Genomic DNA, 13,079 nt, shown 5'->3' on the forward strand with positions numbered 1-13,079 from the left:
TGGCGTTTTTTACAAGGGAGCAGCCTCCGTTTGATTGTCTATCATGTTCTTTAATTGTTTCGTTAGCTCTTCCATTAATTCTGAAAGGGTTATATCCTTTTCCAGCTGGCCTTTGTAAAACGCCCTTTCAAGGATTAAAGCGAATTCGGCAGTATTCATACCTTCCATAAGATCACCTATAACGAATGTCATTATGATTGAAAATAAGTAAAATATTGTCATTATCTGCCTAGTAAAGAAGCCTTAATCCTTTGTTGATTAAGTCTTCCGAAGCAATCAGTTCGCTCCGTAGTAATAGTAATACGGACTATCTTTAACTTTTTTCTGATTCAGTACAACCCCCAGCAGTTTTCCTTTCGCCGCCTGCAAATGCTCTTTCGTTTTGACGGCTGCTTCCGTCTCTGTTTTTCCGCTGCTGACGACAAGAATGGTTCCGTCACACTTATTGGCAAGGATCTGCGCATCTGTTACAGCCAATACGGGAGGTGTATCAAATAGGATCATATCGAATTCTTTATAGGCGGTTTCCATGAACTCTTCCATGGCCTTTGAACCTAGCAATTCTGCAGGATTAGGAGGAATGGGGCCGCTTGTCAGCACAAAAAGATTTTCCTGATCCGTTTTGTTTACCGCTTCTGAAATGGCAGACTGCTTTGTTAATACGTTCGTCAGTCCCATATGATTCTGCAGCTGGAACGTATAGTGCACTGTCGGCTTTCTCATATCTGCATCAATCAGGAGAACCCGCTTATCCTGCTGGGCAAATACAACGGCCAGGTTGGCAATGGTCGTTGATTTTCCTTCTCCAGGGCCTGAAGATGTGACCATTAAGGAACGAATGCTGGAATCGACAGATGAGAATTGGATATTGGTTCTGATTGTTCGATACTGCTCTGAGATCGGTGAACGGCTATTCGTTAACGTAATTAAGTTCCGTTTATTCGTCACTTGTTTCGACTTTTTAGTTTTGAGAACCAATGGTTTCACCTCTCACTTCTGCTCTTTCATTTCGCTTGCGTGCACTTCTTCCATCAGCTTCTATTACAGTAATAGCCCCTAATACCGGCAATTCTAATAATTTCTCAATATCCTGCTCATTCTTAAGGGTATTATCCAAATACTCCAGCAGGAACGCCAAACCTACTCCCGCCATCAAACCCACCACCAAAGCAATCGCTATATTCAGCAGTGGCTGAGGCTTTATTGGTGCTGGTGTTTCCTTAACTGCCGCTTTTGCCAGGATGCTAACATTGTCAACATTCATAATCGTAACGATTTCCCGCTGAAAAACATTTGCTGTTGTATTGGCAATATCAGCAGCCATATACGGATCGGCATCTTCGACTTTAATCGACAATACCTGGGAATCCTTCTCACTGCCTACAGTAATCTTTGCGTTTAACTCTTCAATACTCATATCCGTCCCCAGGTCTTTTTTTACGAGCTCCAGGATAGCCGGGCTTTTGATGATTACATTATAAGTATTCATCAATTGTAGATTGGTCTGAATTTCGGCAGGATTATATACAGGCTGTTCATTCTTGGCCTGATTGATTAATAACTGTGTAGATGAAGAATAGATAGGGGTCATTACGAAGTAGCTTAAGATCCCACTGACTAACACAGCTGCAAACGTTATGGACAAAATAATCCATAATCTTTTTCGCAAAGCTTGAAAAAGTTCTTTAAGACTGATTGTTTCTTCCATCTTTTCCTCCTATGATATATATCTATAAATTCACTTATATTTTTCTTGATAAAACGACAAAATACCCTAATGTTTATTATACCGAGTTTATCTTCCTTTCTCTACCTTTTCTGCGCATTTTTAATAATGTTATATTTTGCAAATTCGCATTGAAGCTGCATCATAAAAAAAGAGCTGGCAAGATGCCAACCCATATATCCTGTTTGCAAAAATGAAAGGGATCGGGAAATTGTAATTCATGCGGAATCTACAATCACTTTTATCGGAGTGTTCTTTTAAGATTCCCATCCCTTTCATCACCTTTTCCTATCTTACTATATCTTTTTATTTTTGGAAATATTTTTAATTAATTTAGGTCTTTTTTACTCTAATTTTTTCCCTATAAAGCTTCTTTAGCTTTCGAAATGAGTGCAGACTCTCTTGCTTCTTTAGCAGTCTCATACTCTTTTTGAAATTCTTCTGCATGAGAAGGACTAAAACCATTTTGCTTCAAATCATTCTGCAGGGCACTATAAATCGTTTGGAAAGCAGCATCTGTCTTGCTTTCAAGCTCACTTCCGGCACCGCTGTATTTTTGATAAAAGTATGCGACAGAAATTTTCTCTCCGCTCTGCTTCTTTTCCACATACTCCGAAGCTGCACGGGAAACAAGTGCATTGATTTTTGCATCTGCCTGGCTTTGGAGATTTTCAAATGAAGGACGATACTTATCTTTTATAGATCCTATCGTTACTTCATTCGATTCAGGAGTAGTAGTAACACTTCCCGATTGTCCAGCAGCTGAAGATTCGCTGCTAGCTTTACTTCCACTGCTTTCACCAGTACCTGTGCTTATCTCACTGCCCTCATCAGCAGAATAGGAAGCTACGCGAACATCTTTACTTCCAGTGGAATCCTGTGAATCCGTTGCTTTACTTTCATCACCTTCTGCTGCATCACTGCCCTGCCCGCCACTATCATTGGAGCTCTGATCGTCCGCTCCGCTATCACCTGGGAGGATGATTTCATACTCACTCTCCGTAACCTCTTCCAACTCCTCATCTGCCACATCATAGGTTTTCACTTTTAAAAAGTAATATGCCGTTCCTGCTCCTGCCAAACCTATGAGTAAAATGGCAGATATAACAATCTTCCAAACCTTTTTCATTTTTCTAAGGTTCCCCTTTCATTCCATTAACAGTACAATTTTACCATATTTTTTATAAAAGTATATTAAAGTTTAATAGTGTACTAAAAATTACCAAAAATAGGACCATTTAATACAGCTTTTATGTAATTGGGCTCTCCTGTTACTGACTTTCATACAAACTAATTGCTGGTATTTATACTCAATAACTTCCAAAACAAGATCTTATAATGGAATACGAACAAATATAACGCAAAAAGGCTGGGTTATTAAACCCAGCCTTCTTAATTAACACTAGATGAATATTATCCAGCAACTACATCAAATGTAAGTGTAGTGCCATCTTCTTTTACAAAAGATATGCTAGTTAATCCATTTTTAACAACTTCTGCAAGGATAGCAGACTTCGCAGCGTCTTGGTCGCTTAAATCAATGCTCTTATTGTTAACAACAAGATCAGTAACATCAAGCGCATTTAGGTGACCGAAGAAGCCAGTGCCAGTCGCATCTGCTAAACCAGCAAGCTCATCTTCAGAAAGCTCGATTGTTTGATCATCGAAGTTAATCTTTTCTAGTAGGCCAGTGTCATCAGTTTGATTTGCAAGATATGCTTCCATATCTTGTGCAAATTCAACTTCGCTGCTAACAACGAAATCTACTGAATCTAGAACAGCGCCATTGTATAATACTGTTGCAGTGTATTTACCGTCTTCAACATCTTCAAATGTAGCACTGAAAGTATTGACATCAGTAGTAGCAACCGTTTGAGTAACACCGTCTAATGTAATTTCTAAATCTTCAATATTTACACTTGAACCAGAAATAGTAACTTCATCACCGTCAACATCAGCAGCCGTGATTGTAGCTTCTGGAGCGTCAACTGTTTCCAGGATATTGAATGTAAGTTTGTCTTCGCTATCTCTAGATACAGTCACGCGTGCAGACTCACTGTTTACAAGTCTTTCGAATTCAGCCTTCGTGATTACTTGGCCTTTTTCTTTGTACGCTGCACCAGTATATTTGAACGTTTGATCAGAAACTGTAATTGTTTCGGCATCAGTGTCAACTCCAGTTACAAATCCTGACACTAGAGTACCAGTTGAATACTTAGAGAATGTTGCAGTTGCAGTATGGTTACCAAGATATTTAGACTCTTTGCCATCTACTAACTGGTATCCATTTGCACTTACAGATACAGAACCGTCATTACCATTTGAAGTAACAGAAACGGATGGGTTGTATCCTTCAACTTTAACAGTAGTTCTTCCGTAAGCAGCAACAGTCTTACCTGCAACCTCAATTTCTGCAGAACCGTTGTTTACTACTTCAAAAGTTACTCGAGAGTAAACATTTGACATAACTTTGCCACTTTGGTTAAGAGCATTGTATCTGAATTCTGCTACTTCAAGGCCAGTAAATGTTTTGTCAAACGCTTTGCCATCTTTGTATGTTTTCAGCTGAGAAGCTTTTACAGATGCTGCTTCAAAGAAAGTCTTTTCGCCAACCAATGTTGGTTCTCCGCTTTCTAGAACGCCAGTTTGATAGTTTTCAGCCCAGTTTTGGTCGATCCATACTACTGGAGTAGCATAGTCATTTTCCACATTGCTGTATACAATGAACTCAGCTTCACCTTTGTCATTTAGCTTAAGCTGTCTTTCAGCTTCTCTAACACCTGACAATAATTCACCTTCTAAGTCATCGTTAGAAGTGAATGCTGCATTAGTATCAGTACCAATCACACGGTCAAGATCTTCGTTGAATGCCAGGTTAATGATTCCGCCTTTGTAAGCTTTACCATCTTTATCAGAAACGGCTACTTTGTAAACACGTCCATTTGATAAGCCTGTTGCAGCATGGTCAGAACCTTCTGCAGTGATCGTGAACTTGTGGTTTAATTGAGCACCAGAGAATACAACTTTGTCAGTTGCATCTTGTAATTCGGTTGCTTCTACTTTATCACTGTCGTTCGCATCCCAGAATACGATTGGAGTCGCTTCGGTGTTTGTTCCAGTAACTGTGAATGTAGCAATTCCATCTTTATCAGTGGTAATTGTTACTTCCTCAGTCTTACCATTTGATAATTGGTAAGGAGTTTTAGTTACTCCCGTTCTAGGATCAGTGATAGTAGCTTTAGAAAGTTTATCAGCAGTCACACCAATGTTTTGTGCAAAAGTTACGTTAACAGTCTCATTTGATAGACCTTTACCGTTCTTTCCATCAACAAGTGTTACTTTGTATACTTTCTTCTCACCGTTTGCTAAAGCCGTACCTTTGTTGTCATCTGCAGCTTCAACAGTAAGAAGCTGGCTAACACCCCAGTATACCTTTGCAAATTGACGCTTAGAAGCATCACCAGTCGCATATACTGCTACATCATCAGTATATCCGCCATTGTATTGAGTGTATGTGAAAGTAGCGATACCTTCTTCATTAGTCATAACTTCTTTTACAAGATCTTTGTTTAGGCTGTTGTTAGCAGCATCAACGTTGAAAGTGATTGGAATATTCTTTTCCTTCACGTTAGCATCAACAGTTAAAGTTACTTCTTTACCTACAACACCTTGAACAGATGTAGTTTTCACTTCGAAATTAGCCGGAATTACAGAAGAGATACCTTCGAATGAACCAGCAACTTCACCTTTATGTTTAACAGTATATTTCTTTCCGCCTTCTTGACCAGAAGTTGTCAGAACAACTGTTTTCGAATTTTCTTGTTTAAGTACAGCATTAACAACTGTTAAGCCATCAACTGTGAAATCAGAAGCTTTCACTTCAGAAACCGCTTCTTTGAAAGTCACTTCAACAGTAGTACCATTAATCGCCTTAACACTCTCAACAGCTGGATTCTCAGCAAGCATTCCAGTTGCTACCATTGAACGGTATAGGAATGTAGCGAAGTGAGCACGGCTTACAGGATCTTTCGGATCGAAAGTCTTGTCTTCGTTTACAGAGATGCCGTTTTGAGCAAGGATTTTGATGTTTTCGCGGTGAGAAGAATGAGCCTTATCAAGGTCGATTAGGTCAACTGCTTCACCAGTTGCTTCGAAGTCAAACGCGCGAACTAGAACAGAAGCCATTTGCTCACGAGTCAGGTTGTCTCCAGCACCGAAGTTTCCATCTGCATATCCGCCAAATACTCCAGCAGCTTCAACAGCAGCAGCGTATTGAGCGAAGTATGAAGTTGATTTAAGATCCTTGAAAGTGTCTAACTTTTCAGGAATTTCAAGGCCTAGTGCATTTGTGAATAATGCAGCAGCCTGGCCGCGGTTAAGCAGTTGGCTTGGCTTGAAAGAACCATCAGTGTAACCATTGATGATATCCTTTGCAGTTAGAGTAGTAATTGCATCGTACGCCCAGTGTCCTTTAGGAACGTCCGGGAAATCAGCTGATGCAGCTGATGCTGCTGGAGCTACTAGAGCAGAAGCGACTACTGCTGCACTAACGGAACCAGCTAAGAATTTGCGATAAGACTTTGGTTGGTAAGCCATCTTGAATATTTCCTCCTTTGGTATGTTCAATAGGAATATAGTAACTAAGATTAAGAGTTTTAATGGTTCTTTTAATCTATGTATAAAACCCTCTCTCAAACCTAGCTAATAACAAATACAAGTTTTATTATAGTTACGAGATAAATAAAAGTCAACATGTAAAGGGTTAATTTATACCATTTATTCCATATATTTTCCCTATAGGTACATTTTAACCTAAATTTACAATGTTTTCTTCTATTATTCTACAGATTTTTCCACAAAGCGCAACTGTTTTCCTGATTATTTTGTATTTTTTACTAATTATTTGTAAAACATGACTAAAAGTCTCACAAGATTTACTATATGGATCAGGTGGTTAAAATATACCGGCAAAATGAAATTGTTGCCAACTCGTAATCCCTTAGTCCTTCCGCTAGCTTGTTAGGTTTATGTGATTTTTTAAAGGATTACGATTTGAAAACCCCTTGCAAAAACCTAATAAGTTTGACCGGCTCTTCTACTCATGCCAGCTATATTAATAGAAAAAAGCTGTGATCTCATCTGAGATTCACAGCTTTTCTTTTGACTCCTATTTTCTTTCCAGCACCCTCTGCAGAAATAAAGCGAACTGCGATCTGGTGACCTTCTCGCTCGGGCCGTAAGCATCACGCACGGTTATTTCATTGAAGCCCAGTACGTTTATGTCTTTATAGTTCCAAAAGCTTTCATCAATATCCGTAAACTTGGCTTTTGTAGTGGGATTTTCAAGGTACTCCCCGTATGCTCTTACGAGAATGGAAGCCATCTGTGCACGGGTCAGGTTCTCGTTCGGGCGCAGGCCATCCCCTTTGCCCATTAAGCCGTGGGCTTCTGCAATGACCATTGCCTTGTAGCCAATCGAGTTCGGATCCACCGTTTTATCCTTTGTTTCATACCCTGCCGGCAATGTCAGTCCAAGCTCCTTCACCAGGATCGCCGCTGCATGCCTGCGAAGCAATGGCTCGTTCGGCTTGAATGTTCCATCATGATAGCCGTTTAGAATATCTCGCACCTGCAGGTATGCAACTGCCAGGCGGACTTCTTCTCTGTTCACATCAGAAAATACTTTTACTTCACCCTTTTGGAGGAGAGAAGAAGCGATGTAGCCATGAATATTCTCACCCTTTACCTCATAATAAACAAAGTGATTATATGGATTGGCTGATTCATAAGGTCCGGAAGCGATTGTTAATGGGATATAGTGCGGGAGGGAACGCAGCCTATTTCCATCAACGCCATCTCTCAGATTGCTTGTTGACTGGATATGATTCCAGGTGTAGACAGCTTCACCTTTTTGATAAAGATGGGATGTTTTGGTATCCATGCCTTTCCACTTATAAGACAGTTTATCTTTAGGGAAACTCATGAGTTCAGGACGGGAAGGATCAAGATATTCCACTTCAAACGCTGGAATTTCCGTCAAGTCTACTAAACTGCTGTCCTCAATCATTTTAAATATTTTTTCCTGATAAGGCACTTTTCCCTGCTCATTGTTTGGATCATTGCGCATGGAAAGTCCGTTGTAAGCCATGATGGCAAAGTACCAGTGTTCAATCTTTTTAGAGTTGTGCTCATTGATTCTCGGAATGAATGTCCAATTCCATTTCTCTTTTAGAATTCTCGCACCGATTTCTACATTATATGCTGTATCAGTAATCAGCTTTTCCTTGCTGATTCCCTTTTGCTGCATTTCTTCATCCGATAGCGTTACTTGCATCATGCCCATTCCGCCATCATCTGTAATGAGGGCAGTGCCATCTTTTTCAAACTGATTCATACCCGATTCATTGTAAGCGATCGCCTTAAGAATCTCAGCAGGAATATCATATTTTTTCGCTGCCGCTGTAATCAATTCTTTTTTCTTGGTGATCGATAGCTCCTCAAATGTCTCTTCATCCGCAGATGGTTCAACAGGGGAAGCAACACTCGCTTCAACATTTTGATACGACACACTCAGCGTCTTGGATCCTTTATTAAAGCCGTTTGCTTCATGCTGTATCAGGCGGTAATGGGCGCCTGCCACATCATCAGTGAAAATCCGCGCTTCGGCCGGGTGGAATTCATCCGCTGAATACCATTGGCTCAAGCCATTGGTGCCGCCTAGTTCCCCCATTGAGACAGGGGGATAGAATTCACTCATGGCTTGTCCTGATAAATACGCATTATTTCCTGTTTCTTCATTGGTAGCAAGCTGAAAATCCCAGCTTTCCGCATGCTCCCGGTAATCCGTTAGCTGCAAAGACAGCCGCTTTTGTATCGCATAGTCCTTGCCAAGCAGGGATCCCCAATAGGCTTCAAGCGAGTTCAAATCAAATGGAGTAGGCAGCTCTCCATTAAATTGAACAGTCTCTTTCACTGCTTCCCGGCTGCCTAATAGCTGTACATAATCTTCCGCCAATACCTCAGGCAAATACCATTCATAAGCACCGCTGGGATTGGTGTGTACCTTCGGATACTTCGCCAGTTCCCTTGCCTTGGCATAATCCGATTCTAGCCATTGATCAGGATCCAAATCTTCCTTTTCTATGAGTAGATAGAAAGTCAGATGATGTCCATATTCATGCGAAAGTGTCCGGGCAACGGAAGAAACATCCGTAAAATCATCTCCTCCATATAAATGGATAACCCGATCAGGAAGCAAATAGCCGTTTCCGCCAGAAAATTGATATTTGGCAAAGTACTGGCCGACGACCCTTTTGCCAGCAGGATAATCCGGGTAAATCAGAACCTTGCCCAGCTTCTTATACTCTTCTCCGTGCTTATTCTTCAACAGCTCCGCTTCTAATGCAGCCAATTTCTTCTGATCTTTCCATTGGCTGCTGTAGCTTTCAATCACGACACCACTTGTGCCTTTGTATGTAGCCACAGGCGTTTTTTCTATTTCTTCTCCACCAGCCTGATAGTGGACACTCATGCCTTTTGTCTCATCTGTTACATGCGCATCTGCGGTTTGTCCAAACCCGAATGCAGCTGCTCCCATCAGGAAGAACAGCATGAACGCTCTTTTCACCATAAACCCTCCTCTGATTATCTCTTTCTGCTAGTATCTTAACATATTTTTCTATTAATGCAGCTTTCTATTTTGTTATGAAAATTTTTCCATAATGGCAAAGCTCTTTTTTCCTAGATGGCTGTTTTTACTCTCTAAACAAAAACAGCCCGGCTCCCTCGAGCCGGACTGCTTCATCATTATTTTGCTGTGATCGTTAATGTATAAGGGTCATCACTGCTGTTTTGGTTAGCGTCTTCTGCTTTTATAAAGTACTTGCCTTTATCCAGATCCGCATAGCCTTGCTCTGCTTCACTGAATCCATAGTAGTCGAATTCTTTTACAAGCGCGCCCTTACTTGTATATACAGAGACTTTCCCGTCAATGCCGGCAGGAACGTCCATTTTGATCTGGTAGGATCCTTTTTTAGGTGCGTTAAAGGCATAAAAGTCGCTGTCTCCAAATGGCACACCAATGTTCAGGTATGCGGATGCTGACCAGGCAGCACCATCCTTTTTAAAGGAAAGAGGCTTGGAAGGAATATTGCTGCTTGCCTTCGAAGCAGCATCTTCATCCTTCCTATTTCCCGCTTCATTAAGCTGAATCTCATATTGTGTAAAGCTCAGCCCCATGCCATTTAAGTCTGCAATATTAATGAAGTAACCCTTATCCTTTTTCGCTTTGAAGGTTGCATTTAATGGCTTATCCCCTACCCAGACACCTTCCATTAATTCGTCCAGGCGCAGATAAGCAATTACTTTATTCATCTCGCTGCCGTCGATTTCCATGTTGCCGTTTGTATCCTCAAACACTTCCGCCAATAGGACCAGCTGCTGCGACAGTTCCTTTGGCAGGCGGATCTGATCATTCAAGCTCATCGGCTTTGGTGTAATCGACGCATTCATAAACTGATCCTCGCTGCGGTTCTTATAATAGAAATAATCAGCATCGTTGCCAGTCAGGTGTCCCGTTTTCTTCATTCCTTCTTTTAGGACTGTTGCATTTAAATAGCTGTCATTGCTTTCATTCTGATCAATGGGTGCATCGGCTACTTTCTTGATGCTGAATTTATACGGATCAAGGCTCAAACGGCCATTGTTTGTAACCATCGCATAATATTTCTTATCCGCTTTTAATGCAGCTTTCAGCGACGGCTCGGCCATTTCGCCAAATTCCCCGTAATAATAGGTGCCTCCGATCGGAATGAGGTCATTCATTCTTTCATCATACTCAAAGAGTTCAATCGCAGGACGAAGGGTTTCAGCCTGATTGATATCAAAAGAATACACCGCATGGCTGTCGGCTGTAAAACTGAACCAATCCTGGTCTTCTGCCATTTGGATATACCCTTCTGCTGGTGCTCCGGCTTCCATTTCCCTTGCAGAAGCTTTAATCTCTTCAACCTGTGCCTGGTCAAACATGCGGAACATCTCTTCTATGAAAATGATTTCAGCCGCTTCCTGCTTCGCTTCCACATATTCCTCTGTGGTCATTTCTTCTTCCATAAACATTTCTTCCATACTAGGAATTTGCGGGAACTGGTCCTCATCTTCCGGAAGGGTAGCTGTATTCAGTTCCATTGTGTAAGGATAAAGCGAGTTTGTATTCTGGTTAGTGAAATCCACTCCGCCCATCATAAATAAGTAAAAAGGATCAAAATAAAAATCCTGTCCTGACGAAGAAACTTCTAGAACATATTCCATGCCCGGAAGTGCTTCAAACTCCATCGTTTCGCCTTCACTTACACCGTGGCGGTTGGCGGCTTCAAATGGCCATGGCTCATACATCGCCTTTTCCCACTCAGGCATTTCCGGAGGAAACTCTATCATGAAATCTTCCTTAAAGTAGACCCCTAATGAAAGATCCACACCTGGAAGGCCGTTCACATTCATCTGCACTTTTGTCGGTTCTTCCACTGTAAAGCTGTAATAGTCTTGATCCGCTTCTTCCCGTGAAGATAAGTAGCCTGGATGGCTGCCGGTTAATGACTGCAGTTCAATCGGCATGTCAAGGGAGGACTCATCCTCAGGAAGATCGGCTGTTAACAGCTTTAAGGTATAAGCAGAGTTTCCGGATGCGCTGTAGCTTCCGTTTTGATCCTTCACTTCTACAACAAATGTCCCGTTAGCTTCAGGGATATAGACATACCCCTCTGTCTGGCCTGCTTTCGCTTTATTAACGGTTATAGGATCAGCCGCTTTTTCAGACCCCTCAGGGTAGAAATGAAGCTTAGCTGCATAGTCATATAGATCCGTTCCCTTTAGCACAAGCTGAATAGGCTTGCCTGCTGTAGCCTGTACTTTATAAGCATGGGATTCATATGGCTTTGTTATTTTGCCGGACTGTGAAATTTCCCCGTCTTCTAATCCAACCTCTTTGGCATTTGCAGCAAGATTCTTGTCAGCAGCCGGCTTCACATCCTGAAGCTTGGAAATGTCATAGCTTAAAGCAGCCACCGGATTAACGAGTCCGCTTCCATATGTAAGATCATAGCCAACCCCGCCTAGGTCCGATGCTGTCTGCCTCAATAATGCCTCCATTTGATAGGAATCAAGATCCGGATACTTCGACTTCACCAATGAAGCAACACCTGCAACAATGGGAGAGGACATTGATGTTCCGCTCATTTCGACGAATGAAGCTTTATTTTTTTGCAGGTAGTGAACCGTACTGTAGATATCTTCACCTGGAGCAACCACATCCACATAGGGCCCAAAGTTCGAAAAGCTTGTTAGCGTCTTTTCGTCATTTGTGGCCCCAACAGTGATGACGCCATCATAAGACCCTGGATACGTATAGTCATCCGTTGTTTCATTTCCCGCCGCAACAACCACGACCACTCCGGCATCTACTGCCTTTTTAACCGCATCCCGGAGGATTGGCGTGTCACTATAGGTTCTTAAGCTCATATTAATAACATCCGCTTTTTGTTCAACGGCATAAAGAATTCCTTCTGCAATGGTATAGTCTGATGCATTTAAGCCGTCAAGAACATTGATCGGCAGGATTTTCGCATGGGGATTGATTCCATATCCGCCGATTCCATTTCCTTTTTCCGCCCCGATGATTCCCGATACATGTGTGCCGTGTGCATCTTTTATCCCCGAACTTGCCGGGTTGGCAACATTATACGCAGGCAGCACACGGTTTTTCAGTTCAGGGTGGCTTGTGTTTGTCCATGTGTCAACCACAGCAACCGTCACTTCATGTGTCCCGGCCATCTTTTGGGCTTTTTCCACATTCAGCTGCTCCAGATGATACATATCCTTTGCCTTTGGATCCTGCTTCGGGGCAGCTGCCAGTGAGGCAATGGCGCTTGGAGACACATGGGTCACCTTAGATAATGAAGCATATTTTTGCAGGACTTTTGTGCGTTTTTGGCCTTGATTGATTTTGACCACATCATAGCCGAGCGACGGGTAGGATTTGATCACTTCCGCTCCCGCTTGTTTATGTTCGGAAGCAGAAATTTTATGTGAGTATTTAATGATGAGGGTATCTTTGCTGAAATGCTCTTTCTGTGATTTAAATTGGGAGAGATCCATGCCGGGTTTTTCGCTCGTGTTATAGACCGCCGTATAGCCTGAGGCCCCTGCATATCCAGGAACCATTAAAGTCGCCGCGACACCCAGTGTCAGGGCTGTTTTTTTCCATTTTTTCAAATTTCCTTCCTCCTTATGTATAAAGAATTCAAGACTGAAACAATCCTCCTCTCTCTTTTCCTCTCCTAATATACGAATAGGAAAG

7 protein-coding genes are annotated in these 13,079 nt (G+C 41.9%); all 7 read right to left on the reverse strand.

Going from position 1 to position 13,079, the window contains the following annotated elements; genetic code table 11:
- Positions 1-9: 9 nt before the first annotated feature.
- Entirely contained in the window at positions 10-168 is a 159-nt protein-coding gene (locus NCCP133_RS05850; RefSeq protein WP_264804004.1) for a hypothetical protein, read from the reverse strand.
- A 108-nt stretch (positions 169-276) separates the two neighbouring features.
- A complete protein-coding gene (locus NCCP133_RS05855) occupies positions 277-978 on the reverse strand; it encodes a CpsD/CapB family tyrosine-protein kinase (RefSeq protein ID WP_264804005.1) in 702 nt (233 codons plus the stop codon).
- Positions 962-1,708, reverse strand: coding sequence for a YveK family protein (locus NCCP133_RS05860; RefSeq protein ID WP_264804006.1), 747 nt, complete (start codon positions 1,706-1,708; stop codon positions 962-964). Before NCCP133_RS05860 ends, NCCP133_RS05855 begins: the two co-directional genes overlap by 17 nt.
- A 379-nt stretch (positions 1,709-2,087) precedes the next feature.
- On the reverse strand, positions 2,088-2,855 hold the full coding sequence (locus tag NCCP133_RS05865) for a hypothetical protein (protein ID WP_264804007.1): 768 nt from the start codon (positions 2,853-2,855) through the stop codon (positions 2,088-2,090).
- Between the two features lie 284 nt (positions 2,856-3,139).
- Positions 3,140-6,322, reverse strand: a complete 3,183-nt coding sequence (locus tag NCCP133_RS05870; protein ID WP_264804008.1) for an S-layer homology domain-containing protein — start codon at positions 6,320-6,322, stop codon at positions 3,140-3,142.
- Positions 6,323-6,893: 571 nt separating this feature from the next.
- A complete protein-coding gene (locus NCCP133_RS05875; RefSeq protein WP_264804009.1) occupies positions 6,894-9,356 on the reverse strand; it encodes an S-layer homology domain-containing protein in 2,463 nt (820 codons plus the stop codon).
- Between the two features lie 176 nt (positions 9,357-9,532).
- On the reverse strand, positions 9,533-12,994 hold the full coding sequence (locus tag NCCP133_RS05880; RefSeq protein ID WP_264804010.1) for a S8 family peptidase: 3,462 nt from the start codon (positions 12,992-12,994) through the stop codon (positions 9,533-9,535).
- Positions 12,995-13,079: the final 85 nt, after the last annotated feature.

Source organism: Cytobacillus sp. NCCP-133 (assembly GCF_026011715.1).
GTDB lineage: Bacteria > Bacillota > Bacilli > Bacillales > Cytobacillaceae > Cytobacillus.

What these genes read in the sequence shown, in the direction of transcription:
- NCCP133_RS05865 (WP_264804007.1), bottom strand. Translation starts at nt 2,855, where the DNA reads ATGAAAAAGGTTTGGAAGATTGTTATATCTGCCATTTTACTCATAGGT.
- NCCP133_RS05875 (WP_264804009.1), bottom strand. Translation starts at nt 9,356, where the DNA reads ATGGTGAAAAGAGCGTTCATGCTGTTCTTCCTGATGGGAGCAGCTGCA.
- NCCP133_RS05860 (WP_264804006.1), bottom strand. Translation starts at nt 1,708, where the DNA reads ATGGAAGAAACAATCAGTCTTAAAGAACTTTTTCAAGCTTTGCGAAAA.
- NCCP133_RS05850 (WP_264804004.1), bottom strand. Translation starts at nt 168, where the DNA reads ATGGAAGGTATGAATACTGCCGAATTCGCTTTAATCCTTGAAAGGGCG.
- NCCP133_RS05870 (WP_264804008.1), bottom strand. Translation starts at nt 6,322, where the DNA reads ATGGCTTACCAACCAAAGTCTTATCGCAAATTCTTAGCTGGTTCCGTT.